At 60.9% G+C, this 25,008-nt stretch carries 21 protein-coding genes and 1 pseudogene; 21 read left to right on the forward strand and 1 reads right to left on the reverse strand.

The genetic code is table 11. The features are described 5' to 3' along the window. Positions 1-6 precede the first annotated feature (6 nt). From BO74_RS02535 to BO74_RS02555, 5 genes and pseudogenes are all read left to right on the forward strand, one after another. The gene (locus BO74_RS02535; protein ID WP_496439776.1) at positions 7-1,434 is read left to right on the forward strand and encodes a DASS family sodium-coupled anion symporter; all 1,428 of its coding nucleotides are present in this window, start codon (positions 7-9) and stop codon (positions 1,432-1,434) included. Positions 1,435-1,577: 143 nt separating this feature from the next. Next, positions 1,578-2,213: a class I SAM-dependent methyltransferase gene (locus BO74_RS02540; RefSeq protein WP_496439778.1), complete on the forward strand. Its 636-nt coding sequence runs from the start codon at positions 1,578-1,580 to the stop codon at positions 2,211-2,213. Between the two features lie 420 nt (positions 2,214-2,633). Continuing rightward, positions 2,634-5,006, forward strand: a complete 2,373-nt coding sequence (locus BO74_RS02545) for a YecA family protein (RefSeq protein ID WP_496439780.1) — start codon at positions 2,634-2,636, stop codon at positions 5,004-5,006. Between the two features lie 88 nt (positions 5,007-5,094). After that, positions 5,095-6,123, forward strand: coding sequence for a hypothetical protein (locus BO74_RS02550; RefSeq protein ID WP_496439781.1), 1,029 nt, complete (start codon positions 5,095-5,097; stop codon positions 6,121-6,123). A gap of 1,442 nt (positions 6,124-7,565) precedes the next feature. Further along, a pseudogene (locus tag BO74_RS02555) lies at positions 7,566-7,637 on the forward strand (SEC-C metal-binding domain-containing protein); the annotation flags it as partial. A gap of 454 nt (positions 7,638-8,091) precedes the next feature. Here the strand turns inward: BO74_RS02555 and BO74_RS02560 are convergent. Further along, positions 8,092-9,288, reverse strand: a complete 1,197-nt coding sequence (locus BO74_RS02560) for an MFS transporter (protein WP_496439782.1) — start codon at positions 9,286-9,288, stop codon at positions 8,092-8,094. A gap of 141 nt (positions 9,289-9,429) precedes the next feature. On the opposite strand from BO74_RS02560, the gene uvrA reads away from it, so the two are divergent. From uvrA to BO74_RS02640, 16 genes are all read left to right on the forward strand, one after another. Next, a complete protein-coding gene (uvrA, locus tag BO74_RS02565) occupies positions 9,430-12,276 on the forward strand; it encodes an excinuclease ABC subunit UvrA (RefSeq protein ID WP_496439783.1) in 2,847 nt (948 codons plus the stop codon). A 91-nt stretch (positions 12,277-12,367) separates the two neighbouring features. After that, a complete protein-coding gene (locus BO74_RS02570; RefSeq protein ID WP_496439993.1) occupies positions 12,368-12,724 on the forward strand; it encodes an HU family DNA-binding protein in 357 nt (118 codons plus the stop codon). Between the two features lie 238 nt (positions 12,725-12,962). Continuing rightward, complete coding sequence (locus BO74_RS02575; protein WP_496439785.1) at positions 12,963-13,355, forward strand: Hpt domain-containing protein; 393 nt, start codon at positions 12,963-12,965, stop codon at positions 13,353-13,355. Positions 13,356-13,401: 46 nt separating this feature from the next. Continuing rightward, complete coding sequence (locus BO74_RS02580) at positions 13,402-14,508, forward strand: response regulator (RefSeq protein ID WP_496439787.1); 1,107 nt, start codon at positions 13,402-13,404, stop codon at positions 14,506-14,508. Positions 14,509-14,526: 18 nt separating this feature from the next. Then, positions 14,527-15,120 (forward strand): chemotaxis protein CheD, encoded by a 594-nt coding sequence (locus tag BO74_RS02585; RefSeq protein ID WP_496439789.1) that lies wholly within the window; start codon positions 14,527-14,529, stop codon positions 15,118-15,120. Next, the gene (locus BO74_RS02590; protein WP_496439790.1) at positions 15,120-15,929 is read left to right on the forward strand and encodes a CheR family methyltransferase; all 810 of its coding nucleotides are present in this window, start codon (positions 15,120-15,122) and stop codon (positions 15,927-15,929) included. The genes BO74_RS02585 and BO74_RS02590 overlap by 1 nt, the downstream gene beginning before the upstream one ends. After that, on the forward strand, positions 15,926-16,447 hold the full coding sequence (locus BO74_RS02595) for a chemotaxis protein CheD (RefSeq protein WP_496439791.1): 522 nt from the start codon (positions 15,926-15,928) through the stop codon (positions 16,445-16,447). The genes BO74_RS02590 and BO74_RS02595 overlap by 4 nt, the downstream gene beginning before the upstream one ends. After that, complete coding sequence (locus tag BO74_RS02600) at positions 16,444-17,067, forward strand: chemotaxis protein CheB (protein ID WP_496439793.1); 624 nt, start codon at positions 16,444-16,446, stop codon at positions 17,065-17,067. The genes BO74_RS02595 and BO74_RS02600 overlap by 4 nt, the downstream gene beginning before the upstream one ends. After that, positions 17,067-17,903 (forward strand): HDOD domain-containing protein, encoded by an 837-nt coding sequence (locus tag BO74_RS02605; protein WP_496439794.1) that lies wholly within the window; start codon positions 17,067-17,069, stop codon positions 17,901-17,903. Before BO74_RS02600 ends, BO74_RS02605 begins: the two co-directional genes overlap by 1 nt. Before the next feature lie 138 nt (positions 17,904-18,041). Continuing rightward, positions 18,042-18,407 (forward strand): response regulator, encoded by a 366-nt coding sequence (locus BO74_RS02610; protein ID WP_496439795.1) that lies wholly within the window; start codon positions 18,042-18,044, stop codon positions 18,405-18,407. An 8-nt stretch (positions 18,408-18,415) separates the two neighbouring features. After that, positions 18,416-18,925, forward strand: coding sequence for a hypothetical protein (locus tag BO74_RS02615; protein WP_496439797.1), 510 nt, complete (start codon positions 18,416-18,418; stop codon positions 18,923-18,925). A 9-nt stretch (positions 18,926-18,934) separates the two neighbouring features. After that, the gene (locus tag BO74_RS02620; RefSeq protein ID WP_496439798.1) at positions 18,935-19,240 is read left to right on the forward strand and encodes an STAS domain-containing protein; all 306 of its coding nucleotides are present in this window, start codon (positions 18,935-18,937) and stop codon (positions 19,238-19,240) included. 10 nt (positions 19,241-19,250) lie between these two features. After that, the gene (locus BO74_RS02625; RefSeq protein WP_496439799.1) at positions 19,251-21,467 is read left to right on the forward strand and encodes a chemotaxis protein CheA; all 2,217 of its coding nucleotides are present in this window, start codon (positions 19,251-19,253) and stop codon (positions 21,465-21,467) included. A 3-nt stretch (positions 21,468-21,470) separates the two neighbouring features. Further along, a complete protein-coding gene (locus tag BO74_RS02630; protein WP_496439800.1) occupies positions 21,471-23,102 on the forward strand; it encodes a methyl-accepting chemotaxis protein in 1,632 nt (543 codons plus the stop codon). A gap of 10 nt (positions 23,103-23,112) precedes the next feature. After that, the gene (locus tag BO74_RS02635; protein ID WP_496439802.1) at positions 23,113-23,694 is read left to right on the forward strand and encodes a chemotaxis protein CheW; all 582 of its coding nucleotides are present in this window, start codon (positions 23,113-23,115) and stop codon (positions 23,692-23,694) included. A gap of 32 nt (positions 23,695-23,726) precedes the next feature. Then, positions 23,727-24,971, forward strand: a complete 1,245-nt coding sequence (locus BO74_RS02640) for an HD-GYP domain-containing protein (RefSeq protein ID WP_496439803.1) — start codon at positions 23,727-23,729, stop codon at positions 24,969-24,971. Positions 24,972-25,008 lie beyond the last annotated feature (37 nt).

The following is a 25,008-nucleotide window of genomic DNA, read 5'->3' on the forward strand; positions in this document are numbered from 1 at the left end:
GCCGATATGTCATCGACCGAATCCAAATCGAGTCAGAAAGCTGTCGTTTCTGCGTTGATCCCACTCCTGATCGGGGTCGCCATCTGGTTCTATCCTGTACCGGAAGGCCTGAAGCCGGAGGCGTGGCACATGTTTGCCATTTTTGCCGCCACGATCGCCGGCATTCTGACGCAACCCTTGCCTTCGGGCGCGGTCATGCTGATCGCCATCACGGTGGCGATCTTCACCAAGACCCTGACCGAAGCAAAAGCGTTGTCCGGCTTCGGCAACGGCACCGTCTGGCTGATCTTCTGCGCGTATGTCCTGTCCTTGGGATTCATCACCTCGGGGCTGGGCAAGCGCATTGCCTTCAAGATGCTGTCCCTGTTCGGCGGCAGCAGCCTGGGGATCGCCTATTCGCTGGGTATTTCCGACCTGATCATGGCACCTGCCATGCCTTCGGTCACGGCGCGCTCGGGCGGCATCATTTTCCCGATCGCGCGCTCGATCAATGACGTGCTCGGTTCCGGACCGGGGCCATCCGGGAAGAAGATCGGCGATTTTCTGACCATGGTTTGTTTCCAATTCACCCCGATCACCGGTGCCATGTTCCTGACGGGGATGGCAGCGAATCCCCTGGTAGGCAGACTGGCCAAGGATTCGCTGGGGGTCGAAATCAGTTGGGGCGGATGGTTCGTTGCGGCCGTGGTTCCGTGCCTCGTCTGCTTCCTCCTGATGCCGTTGCTTGTCTACAAGGTACTCGATCCGGAACTCAAGAAGACTCCGGAAGGTAAGGAACTCGGCCGACGCTCATTGGCGGAAATCGGCCCGATGTCGTCGGCCGAGATCAAGGTGGCGATCGGCTTCATCCTTGCTCTGCTTGGCTGGGGAACGAGCTTGGTTACACAGATTTCGGCCACTACCGTCGGCCTCGGCCTGGCCGCTTATCTGCTGGCAACCAAGGCGGTGGCCTGGAAAGACCTGCTGAAGGACCATGCGGCCTGGGACACGCTGATCTGGTTCGCGGCAATCATCAGTCTGGCGAGCGGGCTGACAGACCTCGGCTTCATCAAATGGCTGACGACACACCTTGCCGCCTCGATGAAAGGCTTCACCGGCATTCAGGCCTTCCTGCTGCTCGGTCTGATCTACATCTACGTCCACTACCTGTTCGCGACTGCGTCAGGCCATGTGGCGGCGCTGTACGCTCCGTTTGCCGCAACGGCGATTGCCGCGGGGGCACCACCGATGATGGTCGCCATCTGCTTCGGCATCTTCAGCAATCTGATGTGGTCGATCACTGAATACGCCGGTGGTCCGGGCCCGCTGTATTTCGCCCAGGGGTACTTCGAGCGTCCGCGCTTCTACAAGATCAACTTGCTCGTTGTAACCTTCAATGTGATTCTCACATTCGCCGTTGGCATGGCCTGGTGGAAGATGCTCGGCCATTACTAGAGTCCTGTCTGAAAGGCGCCATCCAGCGAGTTGGCGCCTCGCCGACGCGAAGCCTCTCGACGAAAAGCGAGAATACCGGCTTCCTGCCGTACGAGAGGCTTCTTCTAGCGAACTGTTGTCGACCAATGACTTGAAAGAGAACTATGCCGGCAAATGCACAACAAACCGACTTCGATATCGCCGCTGCGACCTGGGACGATGATCCGGTCAAAGTCGCACGAGCACAAGCGGTGGCCGCGGGTATTCGCCGTCAGGTGCCGTGGCACGCGGGAATGACGGGGCTCGAACTCGGATGCGGTACCGGCTTGCTCAGTTTCATGCTGCAGCACGATCTCGAACAGATTACTTTGGCCGACAGTTCCTCCGGCATGCTCGCCGTCCTGGGCGAGAAGATAGCTGCTGCCGGCGTTGCCTCAATGCGCCCGTTCAAGGTTGATCTGGAGATGGATTTCCTCCCGGATGAGCGCTTTGACCTTGTCTATTCGCTCATGACTTTTCACCATGTGCAGGACACAGATCGCTTGTTGCACAGTCTGTTCTCGCTGCTCAAGCCCGCCGGGCACCTTTGCGTGGCGGATCTCGACCGCGAGGACGGTTCCTTCCATGGCCCCGGCTTTACCGGGCGCAACGGGTTCGATCGAGACAATCTTGCGCAGCGCGCCGTTTCGGCTGGTTTCCGGGACGTGGTTTTTGAGACCGTGTTCGACATGCGCAAGTCGGTAAATGGCGCAACGAAATCCTATCCTGTGTTCCTGATGGTGGCGAGGGTCTCCCGATAGCGCCGCTGTAGGTCCATGTCCGCATTTTCCCAGAAATGCGCAATTGCGGTGACGCAACTAGCCGTTCCGGCTAACAACCGTGGATTTTCGTTGAAAACGTTCGAATGGTGAAAGACGACGCTGTGCGGTCGTCGACGTGGCATAGGCTGACTAGCCGTTGAGGCTGTGCTGCTTGAATTGCTCTTCCGGCTGGTTCCGAAGTTTACCGGTCTACGGATGGTAGCTCTGTGCGGAGACCGAAGGTCGGCTCTTGGCCGACTGCTGCCGAATCATCCAGCATGACCTCGTGCTGGTCAATAACACAATACCGCTGGTTAGGTGCGATGAGAATGCTCGGTCAGTTCCCGTGCGATTCGGCGGTCAAGTAAGGTGAGATTTCGCAGCTAGTATTCTTTGTGCCACATTTAAAGCAGTTTTAGCATGTATTTTGGCTTCAGAAATATTAGGGATACGTTGGTTATGGATGAGAAAAAACGAAAAGAAGCCGCTGCGTCGTTATTGAAAGACATGGAATCGACTGCTGCGCGAATGCGTAAACTGATCGTCGCGATGCCTCCGCATGATCTGCTTGGCTACCTTTATGCCCAATACATGATAAAGGCGATGGAAAGCCAAATCCCCGCTTCGTCGCGCCAGGAAGTAAACGGTCCAGATGACCTAATCAACGAAAACCAATTCCTGCTTGAGTACGTGCACGCGGTTCTAGCGTCAGATAACTCTCCTAATAACATGGCATTCGAAGAGGCTTTGTGCGCAGAACTGTTTGAACTTGGCCGCAAACTGCGAGAGCAGGCGATGTTTTTTGCCATGGTCACCTCCGCCGATACCAAAGACGGCGTCTTCGGTCCAGACACGGCCGACATTGAATTCCGCGCGAAATCCACCTGGGTCATGCTACGAGGGAATCGTTACCAAGTTTTGGAAGGAGAGTTTTACAGCTACGTTCTGGCGCCTCACAATGATGTCCTGAAAGAGATGTATGGCGTCGATGCCACCAATATCGCCGAAGGCTTCCAGGCTATGGCCAACGCCAACCGTTCTGGGCATGCCGACGCGATCACGGAAATAGGGCAGCAGTTTGAGGCGGTGCAAGCCTTCGCTGCGGCACAGAACAAGCCTCTGGAAACCGTCATGGAGGCGTGGGTTGCGGCCAATGCGGAACAATCAGAAGCCGCTGGATGGGCGATGGATGACATGTTTCGCGGCGGCATCGCCAACGTGAGCCGTCACACAAAGCTGCCGCCGACGCTGCTGGCGGACTTGGCTTACAGGCGCGGAGAAGAAACTGAGTTCTTCGCTGCGGGCGATTTTGCGGGGACCCCCTACCGGACACTGCCTGCCCGGAAGAAACCCCTAATCCAGCTTGGATCCGACTACTACGCCGTCGACCCATGCTTCACCCGCGACGCGGGGTATCGTGCGCTTCTCTACAACCTCCTTCAGCGAAAGCCAGACTATAAGAAGACCTTTGAAAAACGGCAGAAGGCGATGAGCGAAGCTGCCTTCGCCGACATTTTGTCTGCCCAACTTCCCGGTGCCAAGATTTTCCAAGAGGTCTACTACAAGGCCCCTGCCAGCAAGCAGTGGTCCGAAAACGACACACTCATCTTGGTCGATGACGTGCTGTTCCTCGTTGAAGCCAAGGCGGGAGCTGCTGCCACCATTGCGTCGCCGGCACTTGATTTCGGCCGTCACGCCCAGTCCGTGCAAGATTTGGTGCTCAAAGCTTACAAGCAGTGCGAGCGCTTCTTTAGCTACCTAAATTCTGCAGACGAAGTGCCGCTTTACCACTTTGTCGACGGCAAGTATGAAGAGTGCGGCCGTGTCCGCGGTTCCGATTATCGCGTGATGTTGCCGATTGGGCTTACGGTCGAGTCGTTCTCGCCCTTCTCGGCGTACTGCAAGGCGCTGCCGCAGGTTGTGCCTCTACTTGGGAAGCATGCCTTTGTTTCGCTGTCCATTGACGACCTGTTCGTTCTCAAGCGGTTACTGCCCACGCCTGGCTTGTTTGCGCATTACATGGAGGTTCGACAAGCAGTGGCAGGTATACGCCAAGCTCATCTCTTCGATGAGTTCGATCACCTGGGCGCGTACCTGACGAAGAATCGATTCGATCAGGATATTACTGACCAATTGAAAGACGGCCAAGCAAACATGCTCATATGGGACGGCATGTGCGACATCATTGACAAGAGCTTCGAGGGTGAAGACTGGGAAAACAGGCCGTTTCCGATGCAGAACTTCCCGGGAGAGGTGCTGAAGTTGCTTGAGGCTCTTGACGCCACTCGCGCCCGTGGGTGGCTTTCTGCGGATAGCCGTATCCGTGACTTGGGCGAAGAAGGTCGGAATAATCTCGCCAAAATGCTGTCCGATCTTCGCCAAACCCTGAACAAGCATCCCTCTCGCTACTTTCTACTGTCCGGGGACGGTGAGCCGCTCTTTATTTGGCTTCAACAACACGGCCACCAAATTGACTGGACAAGGGTGAATGACAAAGCCAGCGCAGCTGCGCTGGCCGTCAAAGCTACTAACGTAATCAGCGTTGTGGCAGAGGTAAGTGCTGATGGATCCTACCAGCAGGTGCAATCTTTCACGGTCCACACACCTACGGCGCGAACGGAAGAAAACGCCTACATTTACCAAGATGCCGCGCGAATGGCTCACTCCACGCGGATGGTGAATTTCAATCAGCCAGAAATTGCTACCCCCTTGGGGATGACCAAAAAGCCGGGGCGAAATGATCCGTGTCCATGTGGCAGTGGTGCGAAATACAAGAAGTGTCATGGCCGTTAGGAACGACCCGGATCCGTTGTTAAAGGCCAGTTCAGGATTTCCTTTCTGACCGGTATTTTGTGTCAGCTATGAATCTAAAGGTGAAGCCATGACCTTCCTCGACGACTATCAACGCGAGCTTAAGCGACAAAGCCAGCGCGGGCGTTGCCTCCACTACTCAAATGGTGATCGCTGCAATGAGATCGTTTCAGCTCACTCGATTCAGAAGGGAGGGCAGTTGAGCCTCATCGCAGAGGAAGGGCATGTTTATAGACCGAGCGCAGACTTGTCCATTCTTCAAAAAAACAAAGGTATTCCTGGACTTAAGAAAACTGGAGTAAACCGGGCGTCAACCTTTGTTGGCTTCTGCAAACACCACGACAATGAGCTATTTGAACCAATTGACAACTTCCCGCTTGGGCCCTCAAGAGAGCAAATTGCTCTCTACGCATATCGATGTATTTGTCGTGAGTATTTCGTCAAAGAGAACGCAGTCGAAGTCCTCACCAACATGAAGGATCACCCGGAACTCGATGAACCAAGTCGAGGATTCTTGGCCGCCACGCAAGTTGGCCATAGTATTGGCTTCGCTGGGGTAAAACACCACAAGTCGATATTCGACGCAGCTCTTTCCAGTAGCGATTTTGCTCAATTCGAGTTCACATATTTCACATCCAAATCGCTGTGCCCAGTCCTGTTATCAGGCCTGCTGTATCCAGACTATGACTTCGAAGGTAATCAACTCCAAGAACTTGGGAGTTATGAGAAGCCACTAGATTTGATTACGTTCTTCACTGCACCAATTGATGAAGGATGGGTATTTTCATTTGGGTGGCACGTCTCAAGCAATCGGACCTGTATTCCATTCATGCAATCACTAGCGCGAAATGCAGCACGTGGCGGGAAAATCGAGGATGCACTGCTACGTTTAACATTTTCGTGCTGCGAAAACAATGCTATACGCATATCATGGTGGGATGGGCTACGAGAAGCATTGAGAGCGGCTGCGATAGAACGGATGTTCCCGATGATGCATCCCAACATTCCCGTACCAAGTAACTACCTTGCGATAGGCTGTGAAGGAATCGCGAGTTGGCAGTTTGAACATGTCCACACGACGCTCCAGGCCGTCGCGTAGGCTACAGTAAGCTTGCAGTAAATATCGCCGGATGGTTAGCTCTCATGAACAAAAATGGAAGTGGGGTCACTGCAACCGAGCGGCTACTAGCAGAGTTCTGCGAGCGGTCGTTCCTAAAGCTTTGGAGTTATCCAAACCCTTACAAGGACGATGGGCACGAGCTTTGCGACCTGCTCGCGGTGTTCAACCACACCTTGTTCATTTTCTTCGACCGCGAACGTGCGCTGTCAGAGGTTTCCGACAAGGACCCGCAGATACTGTGGGATCGATGGAAGCGCAACGTTATCGACCGTCAGGTCAGGACTGCGCATGGGGCAGAGCGCTACATACGTAGCGGCAGACTGATTTTTCTCGACGCTAAGTGCGAGAAACCGTTCCCGATTCCCTTTGACCGAGACAAAGCGGTCATTCACAAAATCATCGTGGCACATGGGGCGAAGGAGGCGTGCGAGCGTGCATCGCAACAAAATGTTTACGGTAGCCTTGCGATCACCTATACGGAGACAGATGGAGGGCCGACCCATCCGTTCCACGTCGAAATCGACAGACGTAACGTGGTCCACATACTCGACGGCCACAACATGCCGATCGTGCTGCGAGAGCTGGACACGGTCAATGACTTCAAGGCATATCTTGACGAGAAAGTACGGGCTGCCAGCGCCTTCGACTATTTGAGCTATTGCGGCGAGGAGGACCTCCTCGGACACTACCTACTGAACTACGACGCAGCGACGCAGCGCCATGTGATTGGCCCGAAGCTGAAAGACAAGATCAACGGCGTCATGATCGGCGAGGGCGAGTGGCACGACTTCGTGGAGACCGATCTCTACAAGAACACGAAAAACGAAGACCGAATTTCCTATTTCTGGGACAAGCTGATCCAGAGGACGTGCCAGAACAGTGTAGACGGCACGCTTGGTGGCAATTCCGACATTGCTCGCGGCGAAAGCGCAATCTATGAGATGGTTAAGGAACCGCGCTTCATGCGCCGAGGCCTAGCCGAGAAAATGCTGTCAGCGGTCGAGCGCTTTCCCGACAACGGGCAGTTCGTCCGACAGGTGACATTCCTTCCATCGTTCGAGCCCAATGTTGGCTATGTTCTCCTGCAACTACGTGCTCCCGACGCGTTCCGATCGGAACCGGACTACCGCGAAAAGCGGCAGACACTTCTTGAAATCGCGTGTGGCGCAGCGAAGAACAAGTTCCCGCACTTGGTCAAGATCATTGGCATCGGCATTGACGCTCCAAAGTTTTCAGGTAGCACAGTCGCCGAGGATTTTATATTGATGCCGTGTGAGACATGGCCCGAGGAAACGAAGGCCTACTACGAAGAGCTAAACAAGGAGTTTAACTTCTTCGGAACGTCTGCCATGCAGCAGTACCAGGACAATGTCACGCAATTCGTACCGCCTTCACCACCTGCCAAACCGATTAAACCCAACAAGGTCGGCCGTAACGATCCGTGCCCCTGCGGCTCAGGGAAAAAGTACAAAAAGTGCCATGGCGAAGCATGAGCCAAGAGCTCGACCTTGTCCGGCGCAAGGGAATTTTGCACTTTGGCATAATAGCGTGGGCCGCTTCCTTTTTCTCATCCGGCACTTTGTCCGGATGGGAAAGGCTGCACGCCTTTCGGTAGAGCGACTTCAATTCCTGCTCGTCATCCTCGTTCAGCTTTGGCTGGGGATCGGCGCGTTGGAGTGCCGAATCGGCTACAGGCGCTATGCTTACCGCCCGGACGATTCAACCTGGCAAAATCGCGAGGCCAAATCGTTCGGGTATATGTCAATAAGTCGCTTATGGCAGCCAACTTATTGTCAATCACAAAGACAATGTATCAGCAAATATGGCTAAATTCCCCTGTTTATACGGCCATGATGGATATTTACATAGGAAAACGTGAGCGTAAATGCCATGAAAACTCCCTGAAGGATCGTGTTCGAAAAGCGGCGATTATAAAAGAGATTGGCGTTACTGCTGACGCCCGCGCACCGGGAACGGCATCGTCAGGCCGAGCGCCAGCCAGACCAGCAGAATCGCGCCGCAGACACTCCAGACGGCGGTTGCTCCGCCCGTCCGGGCCAGCCAGCCGCCGGCCACGCCGCCGAGAAAGAGTCCGAGCGACTGGGTGGTGTTGTAGATTCCCAGCGCGGCCCCCTTGGCGTGCGCCGGTGCCACGCGCGAGATCAGCGACGGCTGCACCGCCTCAAGGATATTGAAGGCGACGAAAAACAGTGTCAGCCAGAGGAACAACCCGGAGATGGTGCCGCTCAGCCCCGCGAACCCGGCTTGAACCACCAGCAGCAGGACGACGGCGGCATTGAACACGAACTTCATCCGGCCATGCTTTTCCGCGGCGATGATTGCCGGCACCAGGACGACGAACGACAGCAGCACCGCCGGCAGATACGCTTTCCAGTGCTCGCCGACCGGCAGCCCTCCCGCCCCGACCAGCATCGACGGCAATACGACCCACATCGCCGTTTGCGCGAAATGCAGGCTGAAAACACCGAAATTCAGGCGCAGCAACGCTCTGTCACGCAAGACCTCGGAGAAATTCGCACCGCCCGGCTGACGCGGTATCAACGGCGCATCCGGGACCAGCTTCTTGACGATGTAGATGCCGAACAGCGACAGCGAACCGGTCAGCGAGAAGATCCCGGCCATGCCGACCCCTTCATAGAGCAACGGTGCCACCACCATCGACAGCGCAAACGTCAGGCCGATCGACGAGCCGATCATCGCCATTACCTTGGTCAGGTGCTGCGGTCGCGTCAGATCGGCGGCCAGCGCCGTCACCGCCGCCGACACCGCGCCCGCGCCCTGCAGGGCGCGGCCGATGATGATGCCGTAAATGTCCGTCGACAGCGCCGCCGTGAAGCTGCCAATGGCGAAAAGGAACAGGCCGAAAAAGATCACCGGCTTGCGCCCGAACCGGTCCGAGGCCACACCGTAGGCGATCTGGAACAGCGCCTGGGTCAGCCCGTAGGCCCCCAGCGCCATGCCGACCAGCATGACGTTATCCCCCGACGGCAAGTGGAGCGCATGAACGGCGAACACCGGCAGGATCAGGAACAGCCCGAGCATGCGCAGGGAAAAAACGAAGGAGAGGATCAGCCCCGAATAACGCTCGTCGGGACTCATCGATTCGTGGGTGGGAGAAAGCATCGGAATGGACTCAACCGCAGACGGGGGAAAAGACCCTGGAACAATGAAGGAGTTCAGGCGGTCGTATTGGCGAAATTTCCCGCGTATATTAGCAGGTTTGCTTTTTCGGCTTCTCCGACTCTCCGACCCTCCGCCCTCCCCATGGAAGAATTAAAGGAAATCCGCATCCGCGGCGCGCGCACGCACAACCTGAAGAACATCAGCCTCGACCTGCCGCGCAACCGGATGATCGTCATCACCGGCCTGTCTGGTTCCGGCAAATCGTCGCTGGCGTTCGACACGCTCTACGCCGAGGGCCAGCGACGCTATGTCGAGTCGCTCTCGGCCTACGCCCGCCAGTTCCTGCAGATGATGGACAAGCCGGACGTCGACCTGATCGAGGGCTTGTCCCCCGCCATCTCGATCGAACAGAAGGCGACCAGCCACAACCCGCGCTCGACGGTCGGCACGGTCACCGAGATCCACGACTATCTGCGCCTGCTCTTCGCCCGCGCCGGAACGCCGTATTGCCCTGAGCACCAGCAGCCGCTCGACGCGCAGACCGTCTCGCAGATGGTCGACCATGTCCTCGCGCTGCCCGCCGAGACCAAGCTGATGATCCTCGCGCCGGTCGTCGCCAACCGCAAGGGCGAACAGCTCGACCTCTTCGGCGAACTGCGCGCGCAGGGCTTCGCCCGCCTGCGGGTAGACGGCACGATCTACGAGATCGACGCCCTGCCCAAGCTGGCCAAGACGCAGAAGCACACCATCGACGTCGTCGTAGACCGCCTCAAGGTTCGCGACGACATCCGGCAGCGCCTCGCCGAGTCGTTCGAGACTGCGCTGCGCCATGCCGACGGCCGCGCCATCGCGCTGGAGATGGATTCCTGCAAGGAGCACCTGTTCTCCGCCAAGTTCGCCTGCCCGGTATGCTCGTATTCGCTGCAGGAACTCGAACCGCGCCTCTTCTCGTTCAACAACCCGATGGGCGCCTGTCCGAAGTGCGACGGCCTCGGCGTGATCCAGTTTTTCGACCCGAAGCGCATCGTTACCCGCCCCGACCTGTCGCTGGCCGCCGGCGCGATCCGCGGCTGGGACAAGCGCAACCAGTTCTATTTCCAGCTGCTGACCTCGCTCGCTGATCACTACGGCTTCGACGTCGACACACCGTTCGAGCAGTTGCCGGAGAACATCCGCCAGATCGTGCTGTACGGCTCCGGCCGGGAGGTCATCCGCTTCCGCTACCTCAATGAGAAAGGCACGCGCTTCGATCGCAGCCACACCTTCGAGGGCATCGTCCCGAACTTCGAGCGCCGCTACAAGGAAACCGATTCGCAGGCGGTGCGCGAGGAACTGTCCAAGCTGATCAGCAACAAGACCTGCCCGACCTGCGACGGCGCCCGCCTGCGCGAGGAAGCGCGCCACGTGCGCATCGGCGCCGGCCCGGAGGCGCTGACGCTGCACCAGATCAGCCGGATGCCGTTGAAGCAGGCGCGCGACTACTTCCTCGACCTGAAGCTCGCCGGCAACAAGGCGCAGGTCGCCGAGAAAGTGCTCAAGGAAATCACCAGCCGCCTGCAGTTCCTGATCAACGTCGGCCTCGACTACCTGTCGCTCGACCGCTCGGCGGAAACGCTCTCGGGCGGCGAGGCGCAGCGCATCCGCCTGGCTTCGCAGATCGGCTCGGGCCTGACCGGCGTCATGTACGTTCTCGACGAACCCTCGATCGGCCTGCATCAGCGCGACAACCACCGCCTGCTCGAAGCCCTGCAGAACCTGCGCAACATCGGCAACACGGTGATCGTCGTCGAGCACGACGAAGACGCCATCCGCAGCGCCGACTACGTCGTCGACATCGGCCCCGGTGCGGGCATTCACGGCGGTGCCATCGTCGCCGAAGGCACGCCCGAACAGGTGATGGCCAACGCGGACTCGATGACCGGCGACTACCTCGCCGGCCGCCGCCGCATCGAAGCACCGGGCAAGCCGCGGCAGGCCGACCCCGGGCGGCTCCTGAAGATCATCGGCGCGCGCGGCAACAACCTGAAAAACGTCACCCTTGAGTTGCCGCTTGGCCTGCTCACCTGCATCACCGGCGTCTCCGGCTCGGGCAAGTCGACGCTGATCAACGACACGCTTTACGCTGCTGCCGCGAAACACCTGTATGGATCCACCGCCGAACCCGCCGAGCACGACGAAATCGTCGGCCTCGAGCAGTTCGACAAGGTGATCAACGTTGACCAGTCGCCGATCGGCCGCACGCCACGATCCAACCCGGCCACCTACACCGGCCTGCTGACGCCGATCCGCGAACTGTTCGCCGGCGTTCCGGCCGCGCGCGAACGCGGCTACGGCCCCGGCCGCTTCTCGTTCAACGTCAAGGGCGGACGCTGTGAAGCCTGCCAGGGCGACGGGGTAATAAAGGTCGAGATGCACTTCCTGCCCGACATCTACGTCGCCTGCGACGTCTGCCACGGCCAGCGCTACAACCGCGAAACGCTGGAGATCCAGTACAAGGGCAAGAACATCCGCGACATCCTGCAGATGACCGTCGAGCAGGCGCGCGAATTCTTCGACGCCGTGCCGGTCGTCGCCAGGAAACTGCAGACGCTGGTCGACGTCGGCCTCTCCTACATTACCCTCGGCCAATCGGCGACGACGCTTTCGGGCGGCGAGGCACAGCGGGTGAAGCTGGCGCTGGAGCTATCGAAGCGCGACACCGGCCGGACGCTGTACATTCTGGACGAGCCGACCACCGGGCTGCACTTCCAGGACATCGAGATGCTGCTCAAGGTGCTGCACCGTCTGGCCGATCACGGCAACACCGTCGTCGTCATCGAGCACAACCTAGATGTCATCAAAACAGCCGACTGGATCGTCGACCTCGGCCCCGAAGGCGGTGATGGCGGCGGCGAGATCCTGGTCACCGGCACGCCAAAAGTCATAGCCAAAAGCGCAACCAGCCACACCGGACGCTTCCTGCAACCCTTGCTGCGCAAGGGGAATTGACCGAAACGAAGCAACCACGAGGAAAAAACAACATTTTTTGCCGATTCGTGGCGATTTCAAGGCTTCCCCCTCTTCCATTCAAGCCAGCGAAGTGCAAGAATCGCTGCGGAGTTTCCACCACGACTCTCGACAATCAACAACAGGAGATACCATGAACAAGTCTGAATTGATCGACGCAATCGCTGAGAAAACCGAGTTGTCCAAAGTTGCATCCGGCAAGGCGCTTGACGCCGTCCTCGAAACCATCGTTCAGGCTGTCGCCAAAGGTGACGCAATCAGCCTCGTCGGTTTCGGCTCCTTCAAGGCCGCAGCGCGCGCCGCCCGCGAAGGCAAGAACCCGAAGACGGGCGAAAAGATCAAGATCCCGGCAACCACCGTTCCCAAGTTCTCCGCAGGCGCCTCTTTCAAGGCTGCCGTCGCTGCCCCCAAAGGCAAGAAGAAGAAGTAATCCGTATCTCCTGTCAGCGAAAAGGGCTTGCCGATCGGCAGGCCCTTTTTGTTTGTGGCCGTCGGCCACCGTTCGCATGCAGTCGGATAAAGCTCCGTATTTCCCGCAATTCGTTGCACAAATTACGGATGCACAAGAAAGGCCGGCTTTGGGAACATGCCGTCGTTCGAGTCGGCGGCACATCATTTTCGGGCGACAGCCGACACCACATGACCAACAAAAGAAGAAGGAAATATGGATGGGCGTACAACATGAGGGAGCAACAGAACCGGGGAATCCATTGCTGGCGATTCGCGGACTCCACACCACCGAGGCCTTGGCGCGTTTCGCCGGCGATGCAAACCGTTACCAGCACTGGCTGGCCGAATTCACCACGCACGGCCCGGCGGCAACGACACAAATCCGCGACGCGATTGCGCACGGAACGAAAGAGACGGCCATCGGCCTCGTTCATTCGCTGAAGGGACGCGTCGGCATGCTCGGCATGTCGGAACTTCATTCGATCGCCCTGTCGCTTGAAATGAGCTTGCGCAACCACGAGCCGATCGGTCTCTGGCTGGAAGAGCTCGAACGCACGACCGCCGAAATGTGCCAGGAAATCACCAGCGCGCTGGCGCTCACTGCCAGCTGACAATCGACCACGCCGAATCACCATCGAACAGGGAGCAAAAACCATCATGAGCGAGTCTTTCAAGGTATTCGTCGTCGACGATGACCCGCTTGTTCTCGAGATCATCACCACCATCCTCGAACCGGATTGCCATATCCGCACCTTCGACTGCGCCGAAGCGTGCTGGGAAGCGATGGATTCGACCCGGCCCGACCTGTTCTTTCTCGACGTCAGCCTGCCGGGCATGGATGGCTTCACCCTCTGCCGGAAAATCAAGACAACGCCGGAACATCGCCAGACACCGGTGATCTTCGTCTCCGCGCACGACACGATCGAGGAACGCGTCCGCGGCTACGACGCCGGCGGGGAGGATTTCATCGTCAAGCCGTTCGAGCCTGAGGAACTGCTGCGCAAGCTGAAGGTGGCGCAGAACATGGTCTTCAGCCAGCGTTCGCTTGCCGAACAGGTGCGCGAGGCGGAACAACTCTCTTCGCTGGTCATGGCCAGCATGGACGAAACCGGCATTCTGCTGCAGTTCATGAGCAAGCTGATCGCCATGGACAGCCAGCGCGAAATCGCCAACGAACTGCTCGAATTGATGCGCCGCTACCGGCTCGATGGCGTCGTGCAGACGCGCGCCGGCGACGAGGTGCTGACCGTCAGCGCCGCCGGCATCGATCTGCCGCTGGAAGTCGCGATCATCGAACACGTGCGCAAGCAGGGGAGGATCTTCGAATTCAGCCGGCGGAGCGTGCACAACTTCGAGCGCGTCACACTGATGATCAACAACCTGCCACTAGAAGACCCGGACTACTGTGGCCGACTCCGCGACCACCTCTCTGTCGCCGCGCAGGGCGTCGATTCGCGTCTCAAAGCCATTCAGGACGAACAAGGCGTCCAGTCCGCACTAACCAGCGTTGGCAGCACCCTTCGTGAGCTCCGCGATGCGCATCAGCGAAACGCCGCCGACAGTACCCAACTGATCAACGCACTGCAGGACACTCTGCTGAACTCGTTCTATAAACTGGGGCTGACCGACAACCAGGAGCGCTTCCTGCAGAACATGGTCAGCGACTTCATGGCGCGCATGGCCGAACTGCTCAACCGCGGCTTGCACACGCAGGACACCCTGCAGCGCCTGAACGACCGCCTCGAACAGTTGCGCAGTTGCTGACCTCCCCGAGGATACGCTTTGGAGCATGCCGGCCTTCCTCCACGAGAACTTGAACGACTGGCGCGAAACATTCAGCCGGGCGCCTGGGCCGTCGATACCCGGCAACCGCTGGCGACCTTGCTGGGCTCCTGCGTCGCCGTCTGCCTCTTCGATCCGCTGTTGAAGATCGGCGGCATGAATCACTTCATGCTGCCGGACATGGGGCGGAGCCGGAACGGCGACGTCGACTCGCTGCTCTCCGGCGACTTCGCCATGGAGGCGCTGCTCAATGCCCTGCTCGGCAAGGGCGCCAGGAAGGTCAGGCTGCAGGCCAAGGCCTTCGGCGGCGGCACGATCATCGACGCCGGCGAAGGCTCGCTGAGCATCGGCCTGCGCAACGCCGGTTTCGCCAAGGAGTGGCTGCAGCGCGAGAGCATCCCGCTGGTTTCCTCCGATTTTCTCGGCCCGTGGTCGCGCAAGATCATCTTCCTGCCGACCAACGGCGAAGCCTTCTGCAAGCGCATGGTCACCAACATGGCCACCGCCGAGGTCATCGCCCGCGAGGAGCGCGCCTACGCCGAAACGCTGCGTCGCACGCCGCAGGCGTCCGACAAGAAGATCGAGCTGTTCTGATGAGCGACGCCCGCATCACCGACCAGGAATTCGCCCTCTTCCAGCGGCTGATCTACAAGCTCGCCGGCATCAGCCTGAACGACACGAAGAAGGATCTGCTCATCGGCCGGCTCGGCAAACGGCTGCGCCATTATCAGCTGCCGAGCTTCGCCAGCTACTACCGGATGCTCGCCACCGGCGACCACCCCGACGAGGTTCAGGTCATGGTCGATCTGCTGACGACCAACGAGACCTACTTCTTCCGCGAGCCGACGCATTTCGACTTCCTGCGCAACGAGATCGTCCCCCGCCGCAACAACGCCCCCCCCTTGCGCGTGTGGAGCGCCGCCAGTTCGAGCGGCGAAGAGGCCTACTCGATCGCCATGCTGCTGGCCGACACGCTCGGCGACGCGCCCTGGGAGATCGTCGGCTCGGACATCTGCACCCGCGTGCTGGCGCGCGCCGTCACCGGGCATTACGGACTGGCGCGCACCGAGGGCATCCCACCCGATTACATGCGCAAGTATTGCCTGAAGGGCGTGCGTTCGCAGGCCGGCACCTTCCTGATCGCGCCGGAACTGCGCCAGCGCACCCGCTTTTTCCAGCTCAACCTGATGCAGCCGGTCGACACGGCCATCGGCGAATTCGACGTCGTCTTCCTGCGCAACGTGATGATCTACTTCGATCCGCCGACCAAGGCGCGGGTCGTGCACAACCTGCTCCCGCGCCTCAGGCCCGGCGGCCATCTGATCATCGGCCATTCGGAAACCCTCAACGGCATCTCCGACCGGCTGATCACCGTGCGCCCGACGATCTACCGCAAGCCATGACGCACCCGCGCCCGCCAGCCGGCAATGTCACGGTCGTCACGCTCCAGGCGGGCGAGTTCCACTTCGGCGGCGGTCCGACGCGCATCTCCACGCTGCTCGGTTCCTGCGTATCGATCACCTTGTGGCATCCGCGCAAGCGCATCGGCGGCATGTGCCACTACATGCTCACCGGGCGCGAGCGTCCAGCCGACGCGCCGCTCGACGGGCGCTACGCCAGCGAAGCCTTCGAGTTCTTCCTGCGCCACGTCGAGCGCGAACACACCCGCCCATCGGAATACCAGGCCAAGCTGTTCGGCGGCGCCAACATGTTCAACCAGGCGGCCGGCGGAAAAATGGACGTCGGCGCACGCAACATCGACTTCGGGATGAGGCTGCTCGCCTCGCGGCACATCGCCGTCGTCGCCCGCCACATCGGCGGCAACGGACGGCGCAAGCTGCATTTCGATCTCTGGAATGGCGACGTCTGGCTCGCCTTCCCCGACGGCGAAGGCGCCATCACCGGAGTTCCTGCGCCATGACTCTTTCGTCGCACCTTCACACTGCGCCCAGGGCGACACGGCAAAACGGGCGAATCGTCGCCATCGGCACCTCCACCGGCGGCACAGTGGCACTGGAAACCATCCTCACCCGCCTGCCGGAAGAAACACCCGGCATCGTCATCGTCCAGCACATGCCCGCCGTGTTCACCGCCATGTTCGCCGAGCGTCTCGACGGCCTGTGCCGGATCGAGGTGCGCGAGGCGCGGCACGGCGACCACGTCCGGCCGGGTCTTGCGCTGGTCGCTCCCGGCGGCCACCACATGTCACTGACGCGCACCGGCAGCGGCTATGCGGTCGAGGTTCGCGATGGCGAGCCGGTGAACCGCCACAAGCCGTCCGTCGATGTCCTGTTTCGCTCCGTGGCCCGCGCCGCCGGCGCCGATGCGCTGGGCATCATCATGACCGGCATGGGGGCCGACGGTGCACGGGCGATGAAGGAAATGCACGACGCCGGCGCGACCACTATTGCCCAGGACGAAGCCAGCTGCGTCGTCTTCGGCATGCCGATGGAAGCCATCCGCATCGGCGGCGTCGACCACGTTCTGCCGCTCAACCGGATTTCCGAGGCGATCATCAACTATGACAAGGGGCGACTGTGATGAATGTGCAGACCGTTCTTGACGACATTGCCGCCCAGGCCGCCGCGGGCGAGCTCGTTTTTTCCACCCACGCCGCCGTCGCGCTGCGCGTGCAGAAACTGCTCGACGACCCTGACTGTGCGATCGAAGCGCTGGGCACGCTGATTTCCGCCGACCCGCTGCTGGCGGCACGCACGTTGGCCCTTGCCAACTCGGCGGCCTACAACCCCGGCGGACGGGCGATCACCGAACTCAAGACCGCCATCGCCCGACTCGGATTTTCGACGCTGCGCAGCCTGACGGCGTCGATCATCGTGCGTCAGCTCGCCGGAGACTCACTCTCGGCGGAGCAGGCCGCGTTCTCTGCGCGTCTCTGGGAACACACCGCGCACGTGGCGGCGCTCTCCCGCGTCATCGCCCGGCAGATTACCCGGCAAAACCCGGAGGCCGCCTTTCTCGCCGGTATCCTCCACGAGATCGGCGGCTTTTACCTTATCGGGCAGGCCGCGCGCCATCCCGGCTTGTTCAACAACGATCTCGAACCCTGGCACGAGGACGGAGAAGCCCGCGTCGGCGGCGCGATCCTCCGCGCCCTCGACGTTCCCGAAAGCCTCGCCGATGCGCTCACAACCGTCTGGACCGGCTTCCTTGCCCTGCCGCCTCGATCGCTCGGCGACACCGTCCTGCTCGCCGACGAGGTCGCGCCGGTCGAGTCGCCGCTTGACGCGCTCACCGGCATGAGCCGCCGCGGGATGACTACAGAGATCGAACTGCTCGTCGACGAACAGACGCTCTCCACCATCCTGGCCGAGTCTGCCGCCGAGGTCGGCTCGCTCGCCAACGCCCTGAAACACTGACACTTCAACGCTTTGCGGGAACTACGTAGTTCCCGCAAATTCCTGCGGATTCCACGGATGCAAAGCGCAGCGCGTTTCTGGAATCATCGACGCACGCTTTCACCTCCAACCATTTACCTGATCAAAAAAAGAGACGCCATGAGCACAATCATGCTGGTAGACGATTCCACAACCATCCTGCTGAGCATCTCGAGCATCCTCAGCAAGGCCGGATACATCGTGGAAAAGGCGCCCAACGCCGAGGAAGCCCTGAAGAAATTCAACAACGGAACCAAGATCGACCTGTTGATCACCGACCTCAACATGCCCGGCATGAACGGCATCGAGCTGATCAAGGAAGTCAGGAAGCTGCCGGCCTGCAAGTTCATGCCGATCCTGTTCCTGACCACCGAATCGCAGCAGGCGCGCAAGGCCGAAGCAAAGGCTGCCGGCGCCTCCGGCTGGATCGTCAAGCCGGCGACGGCGGACGAACTGCTCAACACCATCAAGCTGGTCCTGCGCTAAAAAAGACCATGCTGCCAATTCCACCCTCAGCCCCGGACGCCGCCCGGCAGGTCGCAACAGAACTCCAGGAGGCAGGCCATCTCGTTGAGATCCTCTGCCGGCAACTGCAGAACAGCGTTGAAACGGGCGAAAAAGCGGTCGTCGCGCTGACCAACGACCTGATTGCCGTCGATCACTCGCTCGCCGACATCGTGCCCGAGATGCCAGGCCACCCGGCAGACGTTTTCCAGCGGGTGACCGACAAGCTGGGCGACGCGCTCGCCCAACTGCAGTTCCAGGATGTGCTGCGCCAGCAGATCGGCAGCGTCATGACGGCGCTGCAGATGCTCGGACAGCACAGCGGCCACCTGGCCGAACTGCTCCGGACCGGAACACCTCCGGAAAGCCTGCAGAGTGGCGATGAACGCTTGCAGCATCTGCACGGCAGCTACGTTACCGAACGGCAACGGGCGATCCACGCGTCCGCCGCCGCGAGCGATGCAGGCACCCTGAACTCGCCGCGCGTCGAACTTTTTTGAGGCTCCGTCATGCCAGCCAGCCAGACCCTGCCCCTCGCCGACGACCTGACGATCTACCACGCGCTCGAACTGAAGCAGGCGTTGCTCGACGCGCTCGCCGCCAGCGAAGAGCTCGAACTCGACCTGTCGCAGGTCAACGAGATCGACACCGCCGGCTTGCAGTTGCTTCTCCTGCTGAAAAAGGAAGCGCAACGCGCCGGCAAGCGCGCCGTCATCGTCGCCCACAGCCAGGCGGTGCGTTCGCTGATCGACTTCTGCAACCTCGCCGGCGAACTCGGGGACCCGCTGGTCATCCCCGCCGCCGAAGCCTGCTGAGGAACCCCCGATGGACGAACTGACCAGCGTATACATCCAGGAATGCCGCGAACAGCTCGCGGAAATGGAAGCCGGGCTGCTCCGGCTCGAACAGATACCCGACGACGCCGACAACCTCAACGCCATCTTCCGCGCCGCGCATACGATCAAGGGCGGCGCGGGCGTCATCGAGTGCGCCTACATCGAGCAGTTCACCCACCGCGTGGAGAACCTCCTCGACGCCCTGCGCAATGGGGAAACCGCCGTCAGCGGCGAACTGGCCAACGTCTTGCTGGCCTGCTGCGACCACATGAGCAGCCTGGTGGAGGTCCTCGCCGCGCAACAGGCCGAACCGGACGCCGCCCTCTGCGAGCGCGGGGAAGCCCTGACCGAACAACTGAAACAGATCCTCGGAAACAGCAACGCACCTACCAGCGCCAGCCTGACCATCCCCGACGATGACGCAACCGTGGAAAGCACGGGCGGCGGCGTGGTCAGCAACGACGCCTGGCACGTCTCGGTGCGTTTCGGGCCCAACGTCATGCGCGGCGGCACTGACCCGCTCTCGTTCATCCGCTTCCTCGGCAGTCTCGGCGAAATCATCGGTATCGAAACGATCGCCGATGCGCTCCCCGAAGCGGCCGAGATGGACCCGGAATCGTGCTACCTGGGCTTCGAGATTCGCCTGCAGACCAAGGCCGGCAAGGCCGACATCGAACGCGTCTTCGATTTCGTCAGCGACGAATGCGACCTGCGTATTCTCCCGCCGCAGAGCAAGCTCGATGATTACCTCCGGCTGATCGCCGAGTTGCCCGAAGACACCCTGCGCCTTGGCGAGATGCTGGTACGCTGCGGCGCACTGACCCAGGCCGAGGTCGACCGCGGCCTGCTAGCGCAACAGAGCGCATCGCAGGCCGCCCCGGAAGAAGCGCCGCCGCTCGGCGAAATTCTCGTCGACAGCAAGGTGGTGCACAAGGAAATCGTCGACGCCGCGGTCACCCGCCAGAGCCAGGTCACCGAGAAGAAGGCGCGCGAAGCGCAACTGGTGCGGGTGCACGCCGACAAGCTGGACAGCCTGATCGACCTGATCGGCGAACTGGTCATCGCCGGCGCCTCGGCCAACCTGCTGGCCGCCCGCAGCCGCAACGGCAACCTGATCGAAGCGACGTCGGTGCTCTCGCGCCTCGTCGAAAACATTCGCGATTCCGCGCTGCAGCTGCGCATGGTGCAGATCGGCGACACCTTCAACCGCTTCCACCGGGTAGTGCGCGACGTCGCCAAGGATCTCGACAAGGAAATCGAGCTGTCGATCAGCGGCGCTGACACCGAACTCGACAAGAGCGTTGTCGAGAAGATCGGCGATCCGCTGATGCACCTGGTGCGCAACTCGCTCGACCACGGCATCGAACCGGTCGAAACGCGCCTGGCCTGCGGCAAGCCGGCCTGCGGCCGCGTCTCGCTGAACGCCTTCCATGATTCGGGCAGCATCGTCATCGAGGTTTCCGACGACGGCGGCGGGCTCAACCGCGAGAAAATCCGTACCAAGGCCATCGAGCGCGAACTGATCCAGCCAACCGACGCACTGTCGGACAGCGAGATCATCAACCTCATCTTCGAACCCGGCTTCTCGACCGCCGACCAGGTCTCGAAACTCTCCGGCCGCGGTGTCGGCATGGACGTCGTACGCCGCAACATCCAGGCGCTGCGCGGCACGGTCGAGGTCGCGTCGACGGAAGGCGTCGGATCGATCTTCACCATCCGCCTGCCGCTGACCCTGGCGATCATCGACGGTTTCCTGGTCGGCATCGGCAAGGCATCCTACGTCATTCCGCTCGATTCGGTCGTCGAGTGCATCGAACACCGGAATCTCGGCGGCGAGCGCAACTTCCTCAACCTGCGCGGCGAGGCACTGCCCTTCATCCGCCTGCGCGAATTGTTCGAAATCGACGGGAAGGCACCGGCGAGGGAAAGCATCGTCGTCGTCCAGTTCGCCGGACAACGCGCCGGCATCGTCGTCGATCAGCTGATGGGCGAGTTCCAGACCGTGATCAAGCCGCTCGGCCGCCTGTTCGCCAACCTGCGCGGGATCAGCGGCTCGACCATCCTGGGCAGTGGCGACGTGGCACTGATCCTCGACGTCGCGGCGCTCGTCCGGATCGTCCGGCAGGCCGAGGAAAGCCGTCTGCTCCCGCCATCCTCCATCAACACCCCCACCAACATTCAAATTGCAAGTCCAACGGAAAGGTAGATCATGTTCAAGAATCTGAAAATCGGTGTTCGCCTCGGCGTCGGCTTCGGGCTCGTCCTGATGCTGCTGATCGTGGTCTCCTCCCTCGCCTACCAGCGCCTCGGGGTACTCAACGGCGAGATCGACGACATGGTGCGCGACAAATTCCCGAAAACCGTCCAGGCCAACGACATCATCAACGAGGTCAACGTCGTCGCCAGGGTTACCCGCAACGCCATCCTGGCCGGCTCGCAGGAAGGGGCTCGCACGGAACTGGGGCGGATCCCGGCGAGCAGCAAGATCATTTCCGACCGCATGGACAAGCTCGAAAAAACGGTCACTTCCGACGAAGGCCGGCGCATCCTGCAGGGGGTCGGTGAAACGCGCAAGGCATACGTTTCTGAACTCGGCAAGCTCATCGAACTGGCAAACGCCGGCAGACGCGATGAGGCGACCACCTTGCTGATGGGGAACATGACCAGGGCACAGGACGATTATCTCAAGTCTGTCTCGCAACTGATCGACCATCAAACCGACTCCATGACCAAGTCGGGCGAAACGGCGGACAAGATGGCCGCCAGCGCCCAGACGCTGATTCTCTCCATCGCGATCGCCGCAATCGTCATTGCCCTGGCCTTTGCCTGGTGGATCACCCGTTCGATCACCCGCCCGATCCGGACCGCCGTCGAAGCCGCCGAGCGCCTGGCGGAGGGCGATCTGACGGTGTGCCTCGATGCCGACAGCAAGGACGAGGTCGGGCAACTGATGACCGCCATGCAGAACATGATCGGCCGCCTCACCCAGATCATCGGCGAAGTGCGTACCGCCGCGGACAACCTGACCAACGCCGCCGGCCAGGTTTCGGCAACGGCCCAGTCGCTGTCGCAATCGTCGAGTGAACAAGCGGCCTCCGTCGAGGAAACCACCTCGTCGATGGAGCAGATGACCGCCTCGATCGCCCAGAACACCGAAAACGCCCGTGTCACCGACGGCATGGCGTCAAAGGCGGCAGAGGAAGCGGCAGAAGGCGGCAATGCAGTCAGCCGTACGGTGGATGACATGAAGAGCATCGCCGGCAAGATCGGCATCATCGACGACATCGCCTACCAGACCAACCTGCTGGCATTGAACGCGGCAATAGAAGCCGCACGGGCAGGCGAACACGGCAAGGGCTTTGCGGTCGTCGCCGCCGAGGTACGTAAGCTGGCCGAGCGCTCGCAGGTCGCTGCCCAGGAAATCGGTGGCCTCGCCGACTCCTCGGTCAAGCAGGCCGAACGCGCTGGCGAACTGCTGACGGAGATTGTCCCGTCGATCCGCAAGACGTCCGACCTGGTGCAGGAAATCGCCGCCGCGTCGTCCGAACAATCGTCCGGCGTTGCGCAGATCAACGGGGCGATGGGCCAGCTCAATCAGGCGACCCAGCAGAACGCATCCGCCTCCGAGGAGCTTGCGGCCACAGCCGAGGAACTGGGTGCGCAGGCGGAACAATTGCAGCAGACCATGACCTTCTTCCGTCTCGACGAGGGTACCAGCCGCCGGCCGGCGAGCCGCCCGGCCGGTTCCGGCGCCGCTGCGCGGAGCGCTTCGCCACGCCTGGCGATGGCCACGCCGGCGGGCTCGCTGCAAGTCAGCGAAGGCGACTTCGAGCGTTTCTGAGAGGCCGACCATGGGACAACTCACCCCCGCACGGGGCAACCCGCTTTCCGCGGCCACGGCACAAACCGCCGTCGCCGGGACGAGCGATGCGCCAGCCCAGTACCTGACCTTCTCGCTCGCCGGGGAGATGTTCGCCGTCGGCATCCTGAACGTGAAGGAGATCATCGAGTTCGGCCATCTGACCGAAATCCCGATGATGCCGGCGTTCATTCGCGGCGTGATCAACCTGCGCGGCGCCGTCGTCCCGGTCATCGACCTGGCCGCCCGCTTCGGCGGCAAGCCGACCAAAGTAGGCCGGCGGACCTGCATCGTCATCCTCGAGGTCATCGATCAGGAGGTGCATAGCGACATCGGCATCATGGTCGACGCCGTGTCGGAAGTCCTCGAGATTCCGTCCGGCGAGATCGAGCCGCCGCCCTCATTCGGAGCGAAGATCCGCGCCGACTTCATTTCCGGGATGGGCAAGGTCGCCGGAAAGTTCGTCATCATCCTGAACATCGGCAAGGTGCTGTCCATCGACGAAATCGCCATGCTCTCCGGCATGGCGCAAGCCACCGGCGAGACCCTGCCGGCGACGGAGGCCGCCGCCTGACCGGCCGCGGGACACGCGTGAGCGAGGCGCAGATGCAAAACGATCAAGGCGCTCCACCGGCAGAACGCTCGCACAGCAATGCGCGGACGATGCCGCTCACGGATACGCGCCCGACCGTGTCGTCGCTCATTCTCGGCGAGAACGTCATTGTTCCCGATCCTCACGCGAACCCGCCGCGCCGCCGATCGACCGACAACGAGATCATCCTCATCGTCGACGACTCGCCGGAAAACCTCAGCGCACTGGGTTCCCTGCTGCAGGAAGCCGGCTACCGCGTCAAGGTGGCGAACTCAGGCGGTACCGGGCTGCGTCTGGCGGCGCAGGCACCCAAGCCGGCCCTGATCCTGCTGGACATCATGATGCAGGACATGAACGGCCACGAAGTCCTCTACTACCTGCGCAACAACCCGGAAACACGCGACATTCCGGTGATTTTCCTCACCGCCAAGGACACCGACGAGGACGAGGAACGGGCCTTCGCCGCCGGCATCGCCGACTACATCGTCAAGCCGTTTCGCCCCTCGATCGTTCTTGCCCGCGTGCGCAGCCAGTTGCTGGTTCGCCATGCACGTTCCTGGCTGCAGGACCAGAACCAGGCGCTGGAAGCCGAAGTCAACCGCCGGATGCGGGAAAACGAGCTGATCCAGGCCGTCAGCATTCGCGCCCTCGCCCACCTGGCGGAGACGCGGGACAACGAGACCGGCAACCACATCCAGCGCACGCAGAACTACGTGCAGCTGCTGGCGATGCGGCTTGCCGACCGGCCGCGCTTTTCCCGTTCGCTGACCCCGAAATACATCGAAACGCTGGCCCGCTCGGCACCACTCCACGACATCGGCAAGGTCGGTATTCCCGATGCCATCCTGCTCAAGCCAGGTCGGCTGACAACCGAGGAATGGGCCATCATGCGCACCCACACGGTGCTGGGTTGCGACGCCATCGCGCTGGCCGAGAAAGACATCAACGCCTCTGCGGATTTTCTCGCCCAAGCCAAGGAAATCGTGCGCTGGCACCACGAACGCTGGGATGGTCGCGGTTATCCCGATGGGCTCGCCGGCGAGTCCATTCCCGTATCGGCAAAGCTGATGGCCGTAGCCGACGTCTTCGACGCGCTGATCTCAAGGCGCGTCTACAAGGAAGCCATGCCCTTCGCCGAGGTCCGCCGGATCATCGCCGACGAGCGCGACCGGCAGTTCGACCCCGAGATCACCGACGTTTTCCTGGCGCACTGTCACGAATTCGAGGCGATCGCCCTGCATTACGGGCTTGACGGATAATCCGCCTCCATCAGCATCCCGCCCGGATACGACAGAC

This window comes from Propionivibrio pelophilus DSM 12018, from assembly GCF_059569095.1.

What these genes read in the sequence shown, in the direction of transcription:
- BO74_RS02535 (WP_496439776.1), top strand. Translation starts at nt 7, where the DNA reads ATGTCATCGACCGAATCCAAATCGAGTCAGAAAGCTGTCGTTTCTGCG.
- BO74_RS02540 (WP_496439778.1), top strand. Translation starts at nt 1,578, where the DNA reads ATGCCGGCAAATGCACAACAAACCGACTTCGATATCGCCGCTGCGACC.
- BO74_RS02545 (WP_496439780.1), top strand. Translation starts at nt 2,634, where the DNA reads ATGTATTTTGGCTTCAGAAATATTAGGGATACGTTGGTTATGGATGAG.
- BO74_RS02550 (WP_496439781.1), top strand. Translation starts at nt 5,095, where the DNA reads ATGACCTTCCTCGACGACTATCAACGCGAGCTTAAGCGACAAAGCCAG.
- BO74_RS02560 (WP_496439782.1), bottom strand. Translation starts at nt 9,288, where the DNA reads ATGCTTTCTCCCACCCACGAATCGATGAGTCCCGACGAGCGTTATTCG.
- uvrA (WP_496439783.1), top strand. Translation starts at nt 9,430, where the DNA reads ATGGAAGAATTAAAGGAAATCCGCATCCGCGGCGCGCGCACGCACAAC.
- BO74_RS02575 (WP_496439785.1), top strand. Translation starts at nt 12,963, where the DNA reads ATGGGCGTACAACATGAGGGAGCAACAGAACCGGGGAATCCATTGCTG.
- BO74_RS02580 (WP_496439787.1), top strand. Translation starts at nt 13,402, where the DNA reads ATGAGCGAGTCTTTCAAGGTATTCGTCGTCGACGATGACCCGCTTGTT.
- BO74_RS02590 (WP_496439790.1), top strand. Translation starts at nt 15,120, where the DNA reads ATGAGCGACGCCCGCATCACCGACCAGGAATTCGCCCTCTTCCAGCGG.
- BO74_RS02595 (WP_496439791.1), top strand. Translation starts at nt 15,926, where the DNA reads ATGACGCACCCGCGCCCGCCAGCCGGCAATGTCACGGTCGTCACGCTC.
- BO74_RS02600 (WP_496439793.1), top strand. Translation starts at nt 16,444, where the DNA reads ATGACTCTTTCGTCGCACCTTCACACTGCGCCCAGGGCGACACGGCAA.
- BO74_RS02605 (WP_496439794.1), top strand. Translation starts at nt 17,067, where the DNA reads ATGAATGTGCAGACCGTTCTTGACGACATTGCCGCCCAGGCCGCCGCG.
- BO74_RS02610 (WP_496439795.1), top strand. Translation starts at nt 18,042, where the DNA reads ATGAGCACAATCATGCTGGTAGACGATTCCACAACCATCCTGCTGAGC.
- BO74_RS02615 (WP_496439797.1), top strand. Translation starts at nt 18,416, where the DNA reads ATGCTGCCAATTCCACCCTCAGCCCCGGACGCCGCCCGGCAGGTCGCA.
- BO74_RS02620 (WP_496439798.1), top strand. Translation starts at nt 18,935, where the DNA reads ATGCCAGCCAGCCAGACCCTGCCCCTCGCCGACGACCTGACGATCTAC.
- BO74_RS02625 (WP_496439799.1), top strand. Translation starts at nt 19,251, where the DNA reads ATGGACGAACTGACCAGCGTATACATCCAGGAATGCCGCGAACAGCTC.
- BO74_RS02630 (WP_496439800.1), top strand. Translation starts at nt 21,471, where the DNA reads ATGTTCAAGAATCTGAAAATCGGTGTTCGCCTCGGCGTCGGCTTCGGG.
- BO74_RS02635 (WP_496439802.1), top strand. Translation starts at nt 23,113, where the DNA reads ATGGGACAACTCACCCCCGCACGGGGCAACCCGCTTTCCGCGGCCACG.
- BO74_RS02640 (WP_496439803.1), top strand. Translation starts at nt 23,727, where the DNA reads ATGCAAAACGATCAAGGCGCTCCACCGGCAGAACGCTCGCACAGCAAT.